A 16338-nucleotide genomic window follows, 5' to 3' on the forward strand; every position below is an offset into this window, starting at 1 on the left:
AAACCACCTTTTTAGGTGGTTTTTTTTATTTTTCACCCTCCGTAGCTGCCACCTTTGTGGGCCCGCCCTGTCATAGGGACAAAACGCACCGGGAGCAGGGTCTTTTCTTTAAATTCATCCTCCCCGGTTTTGTAAAGCATTACCAGTTGTTGATTCAAGCGGCCAACAGGCGCCAAAAGTCGGCCTCCCACTTTTAATTGATCTTTAAGCGGCTGTGGAATTAAAGGAGGTGCCGCGGTTAATATTATAGCATCAAAAGGTGAAAACTCTTTCCATCCCGAATAACCGTCACCGTGTTTGGTGGTGATATTATTATAATCTGTCTTTGCTAAATTCTCTTTGGCCAGCTTTGCCAGCCATTCAATTATCTCCACACTAAAAACCTCTTTTGCAAGGCGTGAAATGACCGCCGCATTATACCCGCAACCGGTGCCCACTTCCAGGATTTTTTTATCTTTCTTCAGCTGTAGTTGTTCTGCCATGTAAGCTACAATGTATGGCTGACTAATAGTTTGGTTCTTTCCTATGGGGAGCGGCCTGTCTTCATAGGCCTTTTGCTGTTTGTCCTGGGGTACAAAGAGAAAACGGTCCACTTCCTGCATAGCTCTTAGAACATCAGAATTAGAAATGCCTCGTCTTTTTAATTGTTGTTCGATCATTTCTTCCTTTCCGGTCATAATACTGTTCCTGGATTGATTTCCAAAAAGTTAGTGAAAAATGCCATTTTTGAAAAGTTTTTCTGAAGTCTTTTCAGAACCAGGAGGGTTGAGGGAGGAACCGGCACGGATTACAAATCCGCGCCAACGGGTTTTATAGAGTTTGCTGGGAAATAACATTTTTGGAAGGTATTTCAGGAGTTTTTTTCGGAGGAAAGGCCTCTCGGCTCCGCTCGAGGTGACATTGGATTTCAAAAAGCGTTCAACTCCGCTTGAGGTAACGTAAGGAGAGGAACCGGCACGAATTACAAATCCGCGCCAACGTGTTTTAAAGAAGGTGCCGAGAAATGACATTTTTGGAAGGTGATTTCGGAATCTTTTTCAGAAGAAAGGCCTCTCGACTCCGCTCGAAGTGACATTGGATTTCAAAAAGCGTTCAACTCCGCTCGAGGTAACGTAAGGAGAGGAACCGGCACGGATTACAAATCCGCGCCAACGGGTTTTATAGAAGTTGCTGGGGTATGCCATTTTTGGAAGGTATTTCAGGAGTTTTTTTTCAGAAGAAAGGCCTGTCGGCTCCGCTCGAGGTGACTTTGGATTTCAAAAAGCGTTCAACTCTGCTCGAGGTAACGTAAGGAGAGGAACCGGCAGGGATTTCAAATCCGCGCCAACGGGTTTTAAAGAAGGTGTTGAAAAATGACATTTTTAGAAGGTATTTCAGGAGTTTTTTTTCAGAAGAAATACCTCTCGACTCCGCTCGAGGTGACATTGGATTACAAAAAGCGTTCAACTCCGCTCGAGGTAACGTAAGGAGAGGAACCGGCACGGATTGCAAATCCGCGCCAACGGGTTTTAAAAAAGTTGCTGGGGAATGACATTTTTGGAAAGAAAATTCTTCCTGAGCGATAACCGAAGGCTCGAGGTGACAGAAACCTTAAACCTTGAACTTTAAACTTTGAACCCGGGAGAACTAACGTAGAATTAATTTTTTAATAAGATCCCTTCCCAGTTCTTCATTCAGCATTTTTACGATCTTCTCTTTGCCGTAGCTCAATTCTTCGCGCAGTACCGAAGAACTCAGTTGTACGTAAAGGGTATCCCTGTCAAGTTTTATAGAAGTGGTATATTTTTCTATGGCAGGCCCCATCTGGCTGTTCCAGACTTCGCGAACGTGTACCTTGTCAAGGCCCTTCTGCAATTTGTTGTCGCTCACAAATTCTTTAAGAGCTTCACTTATGCTTATATGTTCGTTAATCCTCTTTGCCATAGTTTCCTGAATATGGAGTAAATCGTTTATAGGTATAGATAATTCCCCTGGGGTTGATGACCACCAGCTCATTCTCTTCCGAAGAAATCACTGTTTCTTTCCAGTTTGCGTAGGGGGTAGTATAGTACAAATTAATGCTGTCATTTTCAAGTTTAACCTCAAGTACTTCTTCATCATTTGTGGTGATAAAGCTGCCATCAATTTGGGGGCGCACTTTTTTTCTAAAGCCTTTAAGACTGTCTACTTCTATAAAATCTACAATTTCGGAATATTTGAATTCTTTGGTGATCCCTTCGGGAAGTTCGGCTTTTTTAATTTCCCAATATCCGTTGAGGTTGTCCACTTTTTCTCGGGAAGAATCGGTATTGCATGAAAGCAAGATCATTCCTAAAAGGAATACAAAAATGGCATTTTTCACAGGTAAAACATTTTATAAGTTTGTGCGGTACTTTTAACCACTTTTTCTGTACGTTCTCCGTGGGTGTCACTTATAAAAAGCTGGCCCAACTCATCTGTAGCAACAAGGTCTACGATATGTGCCACCCTATTCTCATCCAGCTTGTCGAAAATATCGTCCATGAGCAGAATGGGAGAGACCTTTGCCAGATCTTTAATAAAATCGAATTGTGCGAGTTTAAGAGCAATCAAAAATGATTTTTGCTGCCCCTGTGAACCGAATTTTTTTATGGGATGCCCTTCAATCTCAAAAATTAGGTCGTCTTTGTGTGTGCCCACGCCCGTGTATTGCAGGGCCATATCCTTCTGCAGGTTTTGTTCCAGTTGATCTTTGAAATCGCCGTCTTCCAGCTGACTCTTATATGTAATGGAAACTTTTTCGCGACCATTACTTATTATAGTATAACGCTTCTGAAAAATGGGAATAAAAGTTTCGAGAAAAGCTTTCCGTTTTTTAAACAGGATGTTCCCAAGATCTTCCAGCTGCATGTCATAGACTGAAAGTGTGTCCCTGTCAAAACTGTTATTGGCTGCAAAATACTTCAGCAGGGAATTGCGCTGTGCTAAAATCCTTCCGTAGTCAATGAGACTGTTGAGATATTTATTGTCGCTTTGAGAAATAACACCATCAATGAACTTTCTACGGGTTTCGCTGCCTTCAATAATAAGGTCACGATCTGCCGGAGAAATTATTACGGTAGGGATAAAGCCAATATGTTCACTGAATTTTTCGTAGGGTTTGTTGTTGCGCTTAATGACTTTTTTCTGTCCGCGCTTGGCACTAACAATAATTTGCTCTTCCCGTTCATGCTTCTCAAAAATGCCATCTACAACAAAAAATTCGGCTTCGTGATTTATGTTTTGGCTGGTGATGGGATTAAAATAGCTTTTCCCAAAAGAGAGGTGATATATGCTATCCAGCACATTGGTCTTACCAATTCCATTATTTCCAACTATGCAATTAATTTTGCGGTCAAAATCAAATTCGGCCGAGGTAAAATTCTTGTAATTTAGTAAGGAAAGGGTTTTGAGAAACATAAGAAGCTGTTATTCAGTGCTGTAATAGCTACACTCAAGGAGGCCTTAAGCCGGTGCAAATTAGCATAAATAAACAATTTAATTCCCTTTTAATTTTAAAGAAATATTCTATTTTTGCGCTTCAATTAACGTTTATTTATGGCTACTTACAAGAAAAGAGGATATAAGCCCAGTAACAAAGAGGAGCAACAGGCTGCTGTTGAAGATCATTCAACAACTGCAGAAGTGTTTAATTCCCTTGATGAAGGTGCGAGTAAAACCGAGGCATGGGTTGCCCGGAATCAAAAGTATATTTTTATCATCATTGGCGTTGCTGCAGCGGCTATCCTTGGATATCTTGCTTACGAAGAGTTTATTCAGGAGCCTAAAGAAGCAGAGGCTGCCAATGAGATGTTTATGGCGCAACAGTATTTTGACAATGCGTTACAGGCATCGGGTGCACAAAGTGACTCTCTTTTTAACCTGGCTTTGACAGGAGGAGAAGGTAAGTACGGTTTCCAGGACATTATTGAGAACTATGGTTCTACAAATGCCGGTAACCTTGCTCTTTACTATGCAGGTATGGCGTATCTTAATACTAACCAGTACCAGCAAGCGATAGAAGCTCTTGACGATTTTGAGAGCGACGATCAAATTCTTGCGCCGCTTGCAAAAGGGGCTATTGGAGATGCATTCCTGCAACTAGACCAACCCGAAGAAGCTTTGGGTTACTATGAAGAGGCTGCCAAGTTGAGAGACAATAACTTTACTACTCCAAAGTTTTTACTGAAAGCTGCAGTGACGGCAATTAAATTAGGAGATGGTGCTGCTGCCGAAAAATACCTTAGCAGAATAGAGACTGAATATCCGGAATCTGTAGAAGCAAATAGGGTAAAAGTTTATCTTGGGCAGGCACAGACAATGCAATAGTAAAACATAGTATGGCTACAGAAGGAAATAATCTTTCAGAATACGATAAAGACAAAATCCCAAACGCGAAGGAATTCAGGTTTGGGATTGTTGTTTCTGAATGGAATGGAGAAATAACCGAAAATCTTTGCCGGGGCGCCATTGAGGTGCTTCTGGAACACGACGTGTTGGAACGAAAGATAGTACGCTGGAATGTTCCCGGAAGCTTTGAGCTTATATACGGCTGCAAAAAAATGCAGGAATCTTACGATATGTTAGATGCTGTTATTGCTATAGGCAGTGTGATTGAAGGCGAGACAAAACATTTTGATTTTGTATGCCAGGCTGTCTCGCAGGGCATCAAAGATCTCAATTTGCAAAGTGATATCCCCGTGATCTTTTGTGTTTTGACCGACCAGAATAAGCAACAGTCTATAGACAGATCTGGAGGGAAGCATGGGAATAAAGGTGCCGAGGCGGCTGTAGCAGCTATTAAGATGGCACAACTGCGCAAGGATTCCAGGATCTAGCCCCAATTTTTGTTAAGGCATTATTTTTGTGTTATTGAGTTTGCTCATCTAAACTTCGGAAATTTTGAGCATTTTCAGTAAATTTGATATTTCCGGGAAATAAAAAGAAGTAATGCTAAAACTCAACATTTTTTCAGCACGCAAGAAGAACAATCGGTATAACTATACTCCGCGTTACTATAAAGGCAAGGATACCGGGAATGTTTACAGTTTCGATACCAAGATCAACAAGTTCAGGCAGGCTACCAATGCCGTAGATTTTGGATCCCAGTGGAAAGAGGCGCGTGAAAGTAGCCGCCACCGTGGAAACAGGGAAATCAATAAAACGGTTCTTGTCATCATTGCCATTCTTGTTCTTATATTCCTGTGGATCATAGACTTTGATTTATCCATTTTTAGCAATCCCTATTAAATGACAGATGTTATTCATCTCCTGCCAGACCATGTCGCCAATCAAATAGCAGCAGGTGAGGTGGTACAGAGGCCGGCTTCTGTTATTAAGGAATTGCTGGAAAACGCTATTGATGCCGGCGGTACCAATATAAAGATCCTTGTAAAAGAAGCTGGAAAGACACTTATTCAGGTTACCGATAACGGAAAAGGCATGAGCGTCACCGATGCACGATTGTGTTTTGAACGGCATGCCACTTCCAAGATCAATTCGGCCGAAGACCTATTCAGTCTTAAAACTAAAGGGTTTAGAGGTGAGGCGCTTGCATCTATTGCCGCAATTGCGCATGTTGAACTCAAATCACGGCGGCAGGATGACGAAGTGGGAACCTGTATTAAAATTGAAAGCAGTGAAGTCACTTCGCAGGAAGCCTGCGTTACCCCGGTTGGAACTACCATTTGTGTTAAGAACCTTTTTTATAACATTCCTGCCCGCAGGAATTTTCTTAAAAGTGACACGGTTGAACTGCGTCATGTAATAGATGAATTCCAAAGAGTCGCATTGGCGCATCCTGCTATACAATTTTCCCTTTTTCACAACGGCAGTGAACTTTTCCAGTTACCTGAAGCCAATTACCGGCAACGCATTGTGAATATTTTTGGCGGGAAGACCAATGAAAAACTGGTGCCGGTAGAGGAAGATACCGCTATAGTAAAAATACATGGTTTTGTAGGGAAACCCGAATTTGCCAAAAAGGGCAGGGGAGAACAGTTCTTTTTTGTCAATGACAGGTTTATTAAAAGTCCTTACCTCAATCATGCTGTGACTGCAGCCTTTGAAGGACTTCTAAAAGATAAAGCTTACCCCAGTTATTTTCTCTTTCTTGATGTTGACCCTAAAAGTATTGACATCAATATACACCCCACAAAGACTGAAATAAAATTTGATGACGAGCATGCGCTTTATACCATCTTGCGCAGTTCAATAAAACATAGCCTGGGGCAGTTCAATGTAGCACCGGTACTTGATTTTGACCGGGATTCGAGCCTTGATACGCCTTATGATTTTTCTCAAAAGGAGATCACTCCTCCAAAGGTAGAGGTAGATCCTAATTTTAATCCGTTTAAAACGGAAAGGTCGGGAGGAGGATACACTCCAAACTACAGAACAGAAAAGTCGGCCGGCAGCTGGCAAAGCCTGTATAACGGTTTGCGGAGTGAAGGAACCGAAAGTTTTTCTACAAGAACACAGGTAGAGTTTGAAAGTGACCAGGTTACAGGTAACCTCTTTGGGTTGAAAGATGAAGGGGAAGCCGGAGGTACTACTTTTCAGCTTAATAAAAAGTATATTGTCACTACCTTAAAAAGCGGAATTCTCGTTATTGACCAGCAACGCGCCCATACCAGGATTTTGTATGAAGAGTTGCTAAAGAATATTACGGTTACTTCGGCTGTTAGCCAGCAGTTATTATTCCCGTTAACTATCCAGTTTTCTACTAATGAGATGGAGTTGCTTAAGGAGATCAAAGATTCCCTGGAGCAAACCGGTTTTATTTTTTCAGAAGTAAAGAAAGATGGCGTGGAGATCAGCGGAATTCCAACGCTTATTTCAGAAAGCGAGGTGGAGATTTTACTTGAGCAGCTGTTGCTAGACCTGGAAAATGAAGTGCCGGGAGCGGCTTTTTCGCAGGTAGATACGCTGGCAAAATCCCTGTCGAGAGGGATGGCTGTAAAATCGGGGACCGCTTTAAATATTGCAGAACAACAAAATATTGTGAATAGTCTGTTTGCCTGTAAAGAATCAAGCTTATCGCCTTTTAATAAACCTGTATTTATTACCTTAACTGTAGACGAATTAGATAAAAAGTTCATGTAAATGGGAAGAATGACCGAAACCGTAAAGGTTCTTTTGATTATTAATGTCATAGTTTATATAGGGAGCCAGGTTTTGGGGGATCAGGCCTATCAATTGTTTTCCCTTTGGTTTATTGAAAATGATAATTTCCAGTTTTGGCAGGTGGTTACGCACATGTTTATGCATGACCCCAGCAGTATATTTCATATTCTCTTCAATATGTATGCGCTATGGGCATTTGGAAGCCCTATAGAGCAGGTGCTGGGAAAGAACAAATTTCTTTTCTTCTACTTTTCGGCAGGAATTGGAGCTGCCATTATTCACACACTTGTTAATTACTATCATTTTCAGGCTGGGTACAGTGCTCTTCTCGATGCCGGGTTTGGCACTACAGAGGTAGAACAGTATTTGCGGAAGTCTTATGCTTCTATTGCCAGCAGTGGCGAGTTTAGGATCCCTCAGGGTGTAGATCAGGATGTTTTGAGGACGATGTTCCAGACTTACCTTACGCCTGCTGTGGGAGCATCGGGTGCAATATATGGAATCCTTGTAGCGTTTGGAATGATGTTCCCAAATGTGGAGTTGTTCCTGCTCTTTGTACCGGTACCCATAAAGGCAAAGTTTTTTATTCCGGCATTAATTGCACTTGACCTCTTTTCCGGTTTGACTGGATATTCTATATTTGGAGGAGGGATTGCTCACTTTGCACACCTGGGTGGCGCTCTCTTTGGTTTTATCATGATGTGGTACTGGAAAAAGAACCAGTTTAACCAAAACCGTTGGGATTAATGAGAAGTAGGGATAACATAAGAGCAAAGATTGCAATGGCTACGGTGAGCGAAAAACTCATCGCTGTCAACGTTATTGCCTTTGTGCTTTTTTTCTTCTTTAAAACCCTGGCATTCCTGTTTAGTTTTGATGCAGATTCTATTCTGGAGTGGTTAGTGTTTCCGAAGGAGCCGGGGGAATTTTTATTTAAGCCCTGGTCTATTATCACCTATGCTTTTCTTCACAGTGGCCTTTGGCATTTGCTGTCAAACATGTTGATTTTGTACTTTTCGGGGGTCTATTTCCTCACTTATTTCTCTCCAAAAAAGCTTCTGAATTTCTACTTTTTGGGAGGTATTTTCGGGGCACTTGTTTATATGGCCAGTTATAACTTATTTCCTGCTTTTCAGGGAACGGGAAGGTCTTATTTAATAGGCGCTTCGGCTGCAGTAATGGCAATTCTAGTGGGAATTGCAACCCATATTCCTCACATGAGAGTGCGGCTTATTTTGCTTGGTAGTATTAAATTATGGTGGATTGCAGCTTTCTTGGTAGTTCTGGATGTGATCCAGATACCAATTTCAAATCCCGGAGGCCACCTGGCGCATTTGGGAGGTGCCGGCTTTGGTTATTTATACGCGAAACAACTTGGTAAAGGAAACAATATTGCAAGTGGTTTTGAGAAGCTGCTGGACTGGATTGGCTCCATGTTCTCATCAGGTAATGCTTCCGGTAAAAGGAGTAATTTAAAGACCGTTCACAAAAGAAAGTCAGCAGGAAGTAGTTCTGGGCGTTATAGTGGCGGAATGCGCAACAAAAAGGAGGAACAGGAAAAAATAGATGCTATTTTAGATAAGATTGGTAAAAGCGGCTATGACAGCCTTACCAAGCAGGAAAAGGACTATTTGTTCAACGCAGGAAAAGACAATTGATGAAAGGTCTCAACTGGTTTGACAGGTTCCTATTCTTGCTAAACATACTCTTTGCGCTGGCATTGCTATTTTCTTATCTGTTACCCTACATACCACCTGGGAAGTTCGCCCTGCTTTCGGTATTCAGTTTGGGAGTACCTCTGTTAATCATTATCAATATCATTTTTTTACTGTTCTGGCTATTCAGGTTAAAACGGCAGGCAATCCTCTCCCTCGTTGTACTCTTGCTGGGGTTTAACCATGTGACATCTGTTTACGAGGTTTCTTCGGAAGAAGATGGCATGGTTGAAGACAATGTGCTCAAGATCATGACCTACAATGTACGGCAGTTTAATCAGTATGGCTGGGCCGATGATGTGGATATTCCGCAGAAGATAACGGCATTCATGAAAGAGCAGGATCCCGATGTTGTGGCAATGCAGGAGTATTATAAAGGGGAGCTGGAAATAGCAAAAAGTTTCCCTTATGAATATATTAAGCTTAAAGAGAAGAATGCTGAGTTTGGTCTTGCCCTCTTCTCAAAATATCCTATTATAAACTCCGGTTCTTTAGATTTTCCTACAACCAGTAACAATAATGCTATCTATGCAGATATTGTAAAGAACGGTGACACCGTAAGGGTACTAAATGTACATTTTCAATCTTTTGGTATCAAGCCAAACCTGAACAATATCGAAAAAGAGCACTCTAAAAAAGTGCTTTTTGGGATGGGACAGACCTTTGTAAAACAGGAGCGGCAAATGAAGTTGGTAAAAGAGTCGGTGCTGTCAAGTCCTTATCCCGCAATTATTCTTGGAGATTTTAATAATACGGCGTATTCTTATATTTATCGTGAACTAAGAGATATTGGATTCAACGATGCTTATAAAGAAGCCGGCAATGGCTTTGGAAAGACCTTCGAAATATTTGAGATCTTACCTCTTCGCATAGACTTTATCCTGCCGCAGGAATCAATGGGGATCCTTACTTTTCAGAACCACATGGTTCCTTATTCAGACCATTTTCCCATCACGGCAAATCTTAGGTTAGGGCAATGAGATTTTCTGGCTCTGTAAATAGTTGAGAGCGTTTGGACCTTCGTTAAAAATAAGATCCACAATACTAAGATCATTTAAAAAGCCGTATTTTTCTTTAAAAACCTGGAAGTAGGGTTCTATTGACTGAGGTTCGTTTTTTTTAGCTTCAATCAGTGATCTTCCGTCAAGAAGGCCTGTCGGTACTTTAAAGTATTCTTCCGTCTTTTTATAGTTAAGCTCTAATTGCAGGCAATCCAAAGTAAGTTCGAGGCAATGGTAATTGAAATCCATTAAATAGTCAAACTCGCGGTGATAGAGCGGGTAGAACTCATCTTCATAGAACTCAAAGAAAGGGGAGGTGCGGTAAACGGTTTCCAAAGATTTCCAATGCTGCTTTTGCCAGGGGAAATCGTTCTCAATTTTTATATCCTTATATTTTTGATGTCCAGACTTGTTGCCGGTGTGCTTAATAGGAATGTTAAGCAGTAACTTTCCGTTGGCACCATAAATGTACATGCGGTTGCGATAGGTTTGTTTTTGATAATTGTCTTCATTTTCAAAAACAAGCTCATGTGCATTGACCATGGCCACAAATTGAGAGACAGGGCCAAAATAGGCAGGATGTAAAAGCAACTTCTGCATTAAAAATTCTTATTTGGTCTTCTTTTTTCTGAAAAAGCTATATCCAAAAAGTCCAACTATTACAACCAGGAAGTAAGGTAGGTAAGAAACCGGTTCTCCCTGTCCTCCTACAGTAGTAAACATACGTTCCCATCTTATTTTGCTAAGACCTGAAGCATTAGGATCCAGGCTCATCCATATAAAGACAGGTTTCCCCACAATATGATTTTCGGGAACATAACCCCAGTAGCGGCTATCTTCACTGTTATTCCGGTTGTCTCCCATCATAAAGTAGTAATCCTGCTCAAAAGTGTAGGATTCTAAAGGCTGTCCATTCAAAAATACCTTATCGTCTCTAAGGGAGATCTTCCTTTCCCGGCCCATTTCTAGGCCCTCATAAGTTTCAATAATTAAGCGGTAAAGACCTACAGTCTCGGGTGTGATCTTTACAGTAGTTCCTTCTTTAGGGATATAAAGAGGCCCCATATTGTCAGAATTCCAGTTAAACCTGTTGTTGTTTGGAAAGATCTTCACATCCTTTTGGCCAGCCGGAGTTGTAATTTTTTCCAGAGAGGCAACATTGGGATGGTTCTTTAGTCTTTGGTAGTTTTCTTCGGTTAAAGACTGTATGTAAAACTGGTTGGTATTAGGATCCTGATAAAACGCATCGGTAATATCATACATCTTGTACATTGTATAAGGATCAAAGCCCTGGCCTTTTGTAGTACCGGCATAAGAGTATTGTGGCTTAGCCCTGTCGGGTAACTCAAGAGGCTGGTTGTTTATATGAACCTTTCCGTTAATAATTTCAAGAGAATCTCCCGGCAAACCAACAGCCCTTTTTACATAATTCGACTTCTTGTCTATAGGCTTATCATAACGTACTCCCGATTGATCCCGGAACTTTCTCACGGTATCTACCGGCCAGTTGAAGACCACAATATCAGTGCGATCAATATCCTGAAACCCAGGAATCCTGAAATAGGGAATATGAGGTTTGTTCCAGTATGACTTTAGCCCCAGTACAGGAATGGTATCGTGCACCATAGGAAATGCAATTGAAGTGATTGGCGTACGGGCCCCGTAGTGAAATTTACTTACAAACAAGTAATCTCCCACCAGCAGCGTCTTTTCAAGAGAAGAAGTTGGGATAGTGAACGGCTGCATTACATAAGTGTGTACGATAGTAGCAGCGACTATGGCAAAGAGAATAGAACTTATCCATTCCCCTGCAGCAGTACCCGGGTGCAGGCTGCGGTCTTCCCTGTATTTAACGTCGCTCAGGTAATTGAGGTAGTATATGTAAAGGCCGCAGGTAACCACCGCCAGTACAGTATCTGTAGTAGAAGTACGCCCAAAGCTACGCACGGTTTCCACCCAAATCACGGGAAACATAATGAGATTAACTATAGGGATGAAAAGTAGAAGTACCCACCACCACGGCCTGTTAATGATCTTCATTAAGATTACCGCATTGTATACGGGTATTGCTGCCTCCCAGGCTTTGCGTCCTGCTTTTTGATAAAGTTTCCAGGTTCCTGCGAAATGGATAAGCTGAATAAGAAGAACAAACAAAAGCCAGTTTGTAAAAGTCATGAGCGTAGTTTATTTATTGGTCTGCCGTAGTACGATTCTGTTACAAGCCCAGCACGTCTTTCATGCTGAAAACTCCCTTTTTATGCTGAAGCCACTCGGCTGCTATGATGGCACCAAGGGCAAAACCATCACGGGAATGGGCTACATGTTCTATTTTAATGGTGTCAACCTCCGAATTGTAGGAGATTGTATGGGTGCCGGGAACATTTTCTATCCTTTTGGCTGTTACAGGAATTTCGTTCTCCCGGATACTATCCAGCTGCCATCCGGTTTTATCTGAATTTTCAATGATCTGCTCGGCCAGAGTGATCGCCGTGCCACTTGGCGCATCCAGTTTCTGGGTGTGGTGAATTTCCTCTATCGCCACGTTGTATTCCGAAAACCTCTGCATGAGTTTCGCAAGGTTCCTGTTGAGTTCAAAAAAAAGATTCACGCCCAGGCTGTAATTGGAAGCATAAATAAAAGCGGCCTCTTGTTTTTTGCAAATCTCTACAGCTTCGTCATATCGTTTAAGCCATCCCGTAGTTCCCGAAACCACCGGAACTTGTTTTTCAAAACAGGCGGTGATGTTCTTAAATGCAGCATCGGGAACGCTAAAATCTATGGCAACATCGGCCCGGCTAAGATCGGCGTTATCAATATCATTATCAACTTTTAGTACTATTTCATGGCCACGTTCTACAGCTAGTCTTTCAATGGTCTTACCCATTTTTCCGTAACCCAGTAAAGCTATTTTCATCAAAAATTGTAGTTTAATGTAAGGCCATATCCTGTGGTTCCGGTAAATTGATCGTAATCCACATTTGGCTTAAGTGACAAATCTTCACTTACATTGAATTGTTGCAGGTGGGCATCAACGTTGGCGTCAATAATATTTAATGCATAGAGCCCCAGGGTAACCATTATAGAAACCTCTTTGTTGCGCTGGTAAAAACGTTGTGCATCAATAAGTCCGTCTGTCGATACCCGGGGTTCCCCGTTCTCGTCGTAGAATTCATCATTGGTATTTCCGGCGAGCCTGCTTTTGTAGGCGCTGCGGTAGCGATCATACTGCCGGTCATTTTCAAAATAGAAGTAAATACCCACTCCAAGAGCAGTATAAACTATTGGAATTTTCCAGTATTTCCCATTATATGCCTGGCCCAACCCTGGAAGTACTGCCGAATAGAATGCAGCACGGGCAGGAGAGAGCGGGTCGTAAGGTTTGTAGACAGGTTCTTCAATCACCAGCTGCGGGTCTACCAGCAGGGAATCTTCCTGTGCCGAGGCTTGCAGGAAAAAAAAACAGGTGACAAAGAATGCTATGAGATTTTTAATCTTCACCCTGAATGATCTTTTTAATGCGATTGAGATCTTCTTCGGAAGTAAAAGGAATAATAAGCTTTCCATTTCCCTTTTTTGACACCTTAACATCAACCTTGGCCCCCAGTTTTTCTGAAAACTCTTTGATGCTTTTCTTTACATCCCGGGAAATATTTGAGGTAGAAGTGGCTGTTTTAACTTCAGGTTTTCCTTCCTGAAGGTTTCTAACCAACTTTTCAGTTTCCCGCACCGAAAGAGAGTTGGCAAGTATTTTTTCATAGATATCCAATTGCACCTGTGGATCTTCAATATTGATGAGTGCCCTTCCATGCCCCATGCTTAAAAAGCCGTCGCGCATTCCCGTCTGCACAATTGGATCTAATTTTAGCAACCTCAGGTAATTGGCAATGGTGGATCTATTTTTACCAATTCGGTCACTCAATTGTTCCTGGGTAAGGTTGATTTCATCAATAAGTCTTTGGTAAGATAATGAAATCTCAATAGGATCAAGGTCCTGCCGCTGAATGTTCTCTACCAGAGCCATTTCCAGTGATTCCTGGTCGTTGGCAATACGAATATAGGCAGGAATGGTTTGCAGGCCTACCAGTTTTGACGCTCTAAAACGTCTTTCTCCCGAAACGAGTTGATACTGGTTATAACCGAGTTTTCTAACCGTAATAGGCTGAATAACTCCTAATTCCCGTATCGAAGAAGCGAGTTCGCGCAGCGACTCTTCATTGAAACTTGTTCTTGGCTGAAAAGGGTTTACTTCAATAGCATCAAGGTCAAGCTCTACAATGTGCCCAACCAGCTTATCTGCATTCTTATCTTCTGCCGACTTTATATCATTTTGCGGATCCTTCAGTAATGCTGAAAGTCCTCTTCCCAAAGCTTGTTTCTTTGTCGCCTTCGCCATCTGCTCCTATGAGTTTTTCTTTATAATTTCATGTGCAAGACTAAGATAGTTACTTGCACCTTTACTACCGGCATCATAGTTTATAATGCTCTCTCCATAACTGGGGGCTTCACTTAAACGCACATTTCGCTGAATGATTGTTTTGAACACCATTTCGTCAAAATGCTTTTGTACTTCTTCCACCACCTGGTTAGACAACCGTAGGCGGGAGTCGTACATGGTAAGCAGTAGGCCTTCAATATCCAGTTTTACGTTGTGTATTTTCTGAACACTTTTAATAGTGTTGAGAAGTTTTCCAAGACCTTCCAAAGCAAAATATTCACACTGAATAGGAATAATTACCGAATCGGCTGCTGTGAGGGCATTAAGTGTGAGCAGACCCAAAGATGGCGCACAGTCAATGATCACATAATCGTATTGTTCCCTAAGGTGTCCAATAGCCTTTTTCAGCATGTACTCCCGCTCTTCCTGGTCAACAAGCTCAATCTCTATGGCCACCAGGTCAATATGTGCCGGGATGATGTCGAGGTTTGGGGACTCAGTTTTCATAATGGCTTCTTCAGCCTTAATAGAGTGCTCCAGTAACTGGTAAGTTCCTAACTCGACCGATTCAACATCTATTCCCAGACCCGATGTGGCATTCGCCTGCGGATCGGCATCGATGAGCAAAACTTTTTTTTCAAGCACCCCGAGAGATGCCGCCAGGTTTACTGAAGTTGTAGTTTTACCTACACCTCCTTTTTGATTTGCAACGGCAATGATCTTACCCATTCAGTTATTTTGGATTTAAAGGGTAAAAATACAATTTATTATAGGTTTACGAAAGGTAAATTGTTAACAGGTTTTTAGCATAGCCTGTAAAGAAAAAACCCTTCAAAAATAGCATTTTAAAGGGTTCATCCTGTTAATTGTTCTTAATGGTTTCTTCGGAAGAAGCCAAAGTTTAGTTGTTCTTTTTGGCCTTGATCATTTGCTCGAGCATATCCCACATTTCCTCGGGAATTGCTTCCAGAAGATTGAATTGTCCGGCTCCTTTAAGCCATTCGCCGCCATCAATGGTGATCACTTCTCCATTTACATAAGCTGAAAAATCGGAAACCAGATAGGCAGCCAGATTCGCCAGTTCCTGATGTTCTCCAACCCGCTTTAGCGGCACTTTTTTTGCCAGGTCAAACTTCTCCTTCAGGTCTCCCGGAAGTAGCCTGTCCCAGGCGCCTTTGGTTGGAAAAGGTCCGGGTGCAATGGCATTCATTCTTATGCCGTATTTCGCCCATTCTACGGCGAGCGACCGTGTCATTGCAAGTACACCGGCTTTTGCTGTGGCACTTGGCACTACATAAGCAGAGCCTGTCCAGGCATAAGTGGTGACAATATTTAATACCGTTTTATTCTCTTCACCTTTGTCGATCCAATGTTTTCCAAAAGCTAAAGTACAGTTCTTGCTGCCTTTTAAAACTATGTCAATAATGGTGTCAAAGGCATTGGCACTTAAACGTTCTGTGGGAGAAATAAAGTTTCCGGCAGCGTTGTTCAGCAAAATATCTACAGAACCAAATTTCTCTACTGTTTGTTGCAGCATGTTTTCAACCTGCTCGTAATGTCTTACATCACACTGTACCGGCAAACATTCGCCCCCGGTTTGCTCTTCAAGCTCTTTAGCGGTACCCTGTAGTTTTTCCAGGTTTCTTGACGTGATCGCTACTTTTGCTCCCAGTTCAAGAAAATACTTTGTCATCGCTTTTCCAAGGCCGCTGCCACCGCCGGTTACGACAATTACTTTTCCTTTAAGCGCATCGTCCCGAAGCATTTTTTGAGTGTAATCCATAGTGGTTGGTAGTTAGTAGTTAGTATTGAGTAGTTAGTATTGAGTAGTTAGTATGGAGATTGTTGACAACTTTTTCATGTCTCTTTTTAATGTTATAATTTTCCAGAGAACTTCCTTAAACCTTAAACCTTAAACCTTAAACCTTAAACCTTAAACCTTAAACCTTAAACCTTAAACCTTAAACCTTAAACTTTAACTAGGCTCGTCAATAAGGATTTCCAGAAGTTTTATTGCTGCTTCACTAATCTTTGTACCGGGGCCAAAAACGGCTACGGCACCTGC

At 41.9% G+C, this 16338-nt stretch carries 21 protein-coding genes; 7 read left to right on the forward strand and 14 right to left on the reverse strand.

Features of this window, described 5'->3' with window-relative positions; genetic code table 11:
* Positions 1–32: 32 nt before the first annotated feature.
* From OQ279_RS15780 to recF, 7 genes are all read right to left on the reverse strand, one after another.
* Complete coding sequence (locus OQ279_RS15780; RefSeq protein WP_266070983.1) at positions 33–677, reverse strand: protein-L-isoaspartate(D-aspartate) O-methyltransferase; 645 nt, start codon at positions 675–677, stop codon at positions 33–35.
* A 30-nt stretch (positions 678–707) separates the two neighbouring features.
* A complete protein-coding gene (locus tag OQ279_RS15785) occupies positions 708–1010 on the reverse strand; it encodes a hypothetical protein (protein ID WP_266070985.1) in 303 nt (100 codons plus the stop codon).
* A gap of 27 nt (positions 1011–1037) precedes the next feature.
* Entirely contained in the window at positions 1038–1184 is a 147-nt protein-coding gene (locus tag OQ279_RS15790) for a hypothetical protein (protein ID WP_266070986.1), read from the reverse strand.
* Between the two features lie 28 nt (positions 1185–1212).
* Positions 1213–1359, reverse strand: coding sequence for a hypothetical protein (locus OQ279_RS15795; RefSeq protein ID WP_266070987.1), 147 nt, complete (start codon positions 1357–1359; stop codon positions 1213–1215).
* A 267-nt stretch (positions 1360–1626) separates the two neighbouring features.
* Positions 1627–1923 (reverse strand): DciA family protein, encoded by a 297-nt coding sequence (locus OQ279_RS15800; protein ID WP_266070989.1) that lies wholly within the window; start codon positions 1921–1923, stop codon positions 1627–1629.
* Positions 1907–2341, reverse strand: a complete 435-nt coding sequence (locus OQ279_RS15805; RefSeq protein WP_266070991.1) for a lipocalin family protein — start codon at positions 2339–2341, stop codon at positions 1907–1909. Before OQ279_RS15805 ends, OQ279_RS15800 begins: the two co-directional genes overlap by 17 nt.
* On the reverse strand, positions 2338–3417 hold the full coding sequence (gene recF / locus OQ279_RS15810) for a DNA replication/repair protein RecF (RefSeq protein WP_266070993.1): 1080 nt from the start codon (positions 3415–3417) through the stop codon (positions 2338–2340). Before recF ends, OQ279_RS15805 begins: the two co-directional genes overlap by 4 nt.
* Before the next feature lie 138 nt (positions 3418–3555).
* Between recF and OQ279_RS15815 the strand changes: the two genes are divergently transcribed.
* From OQ279_RS15815 to OQ279_RS15845, 7 genes are all read left to right on the forward strand, one after another.
* On the forward strand, positions 3556–4326 hold the full coding sequence (locus OQ279_RS15815; RefSeq protein WP_266070995.1) for a tetratricopeptide repeat protein: 771 nt from the start codon (positions 3556–3558) through the stop codon (positions 4324–4326).
* An 11-nt stretch (positions 4327–4337) separates the two neighbouring features.
* Positions 4338–4835 (forward strand): 6,7-dimethyl-8-ribityllumazine synthase, encoded by a 498-nt coding sequence (gene ribH, locus OQ279_RS15820; RefSeq protein WP_266070996.1) that lies wholly within the window; start codon positions 4338–4340, stop codon positions 4833–4835.
* A 112-nt stretch (positions 4836–4947) separates the two neighbouring features.
* A complete protein-coding gene (locus OQ279_RS15825; RefSeq protein WP_266070998.1) occupies positions 4948–5247 on the forward strand; it encodes a hypothetical protein in 300 nt (99 codons plus the stop codon).
* Positions 5248–7101 (forward strand): DNA mismatch repair endonuclease MutL, encoded by a 1854-nt coding sequence (gene mutL / locus OQ279_RS15830; RefSeq protein WP_266070999.1) that lies wholly within the window; start codon positions 5248–5250, stop codon positions 7099–7101. It begins immediately after the preceding gene.
* Positions 7102–7869 (forward strand): rhomboid family intramembrane serine protease, encoded by a 768-nt coding sequence (locus OQ279_RS15835; protein ID WP_266071000.1) that lies wholly within the window; start codon positions 7102–7104, stop codon positions 7867–7869.
* Positions 7869–8780, forward strand: coding sequence for a rhomboid family intramembrane serine protease (locus OQ279_RS15840; protein ID WP_266071001.1), 912 nt, complete (start codon positions 7869–7871; stop codon positions 8778–8780). The genes OQ279_RS15835 and OQ279_RS15840 overlap by 1 nt, the downstream gene beginning before the upstream one ends.
* Positions 8780–9817, forward strand: coding sequence for an endonuclease/exonuclease/phosphatase family protein (locus tag OQ279_RS15845; protein ID WP_266071002.1), 1038 nt, complete (start codon positions 8780–8782; stop codon positions 9815–9817). Before OQ279_RS15840 ends, OQ279_RS15845 begins: the two co-directional genes overlap by 1 nt.
* On the opposite strand, the gene OQ279_RS15850 is transcribed toward OQ279_RS15845, so the two are convergent.
* The 7 genes from OQ279_RS15850 to OQ279_RS15880 all read right to left on the reverse strand — a co-directional run bounded on the left by OQ279_RS15850 (position 9806) and on the right by OQ279_RS15880 (position 16056).
* Positions 9806–10438: a WbqC family protein gene (locus OQ279_RS15850; RefSeq protein ID WP_266071003.1), complete on the reverse strand. Its 633-nt coding sequence runs from the start codon at positions 10436–10438 to the stop codon at positions 9806–9808. The two genes, OQ279_RS15845 and OQ279_RS15850, sit on opposite strands and share 12 nt — an antisense overlap.
* A 9-nt stretch (positions 10439–10447) precedes the next feature.
* Positions 10448–12013: a signal peptidase I gene (lepB, locus tag OQ279_RS15855; RefSeq protein ID WP_266071004.1), complete on the reverse strand. Its 1566-nt coding sequence runs from the start codon at positions 12011–12013 to the stop codon at positions 10448–10450.
* A 40-nt stretch (positions 12014–12053) separates the two neighbouring features.
* The gene (gene dapB, locus OQ279_RS15860; RefSeq protein WP_266071005.1) at positions 12054–12752 is read right to left on the reverse strand and encodes a 4-hydroxy-tetrahydrodipicolinate reductase; all 699 of its coding nucleotides are present in this window, start codon (positions 12750–12752) and stop codon (positions 12054–12056) included.
* Positions 12752–13330, reverse strand: a complete 579-nt coding sequence (locus OQ279_RS15865; protein ID WP_266071010.1) for a DUF5683 domain-containing protein — start codon at positions 13328–13330, stop codon at positions 12752–12754. Before OQ279_RS15865 ends, dapB begins: the two co-directional genes overlap by 1 nt.
* Complete coding sequence (locus OQ279_RS15870; RefSeq protein ID WP_266071007.1) at positions 13326–14231, reverse strand: ParB/RepB/Spo0J family partition protein; 906 nt, start codon at positions 14229–14231, stop codon at positions 13326–13328. Before OQ279_RS15870 ends, OQ279_RS15865 begins: the two co-directional genes overlap by 5 nt.
* 6 nt (positions 14232–14237) lie before the next feature.
* A complete protein-coding gene (locus OQ279_RS15875; RefSeq protein ID WP_266071008.1) occupies positions 14238–15002 on the reverse strand; it encodes a ParA family protein in 765 nt (254 codons plus the stop codon).
* A 172-nt stretch (positions 15003–15174) separates the two neighbouring features.
* On the reverse strand, positions 15175–16056 hold the full coding sequence (locus tag OQ279_RS15880; protein ID WP_266071009.1) for an SDR family oxidoreductase: 882 nt from the start codon (positions 16054–16056) through the stop codon (positions 15175–15177).
* Positions 16057–16338 lie beyond the last annotated feature (282 nt).

It is taken from the genome of Salinimicrobium profundisediminis, from assembly GCF_026241755.1.
Classification (GTDB): domain Bacteria; phylum Bacteroidota; class Bacteroidia; order Flavobacteriales; family Flavobacteriaceae; genus Salinimicrobium; species Salinimicrobium profundisediminis.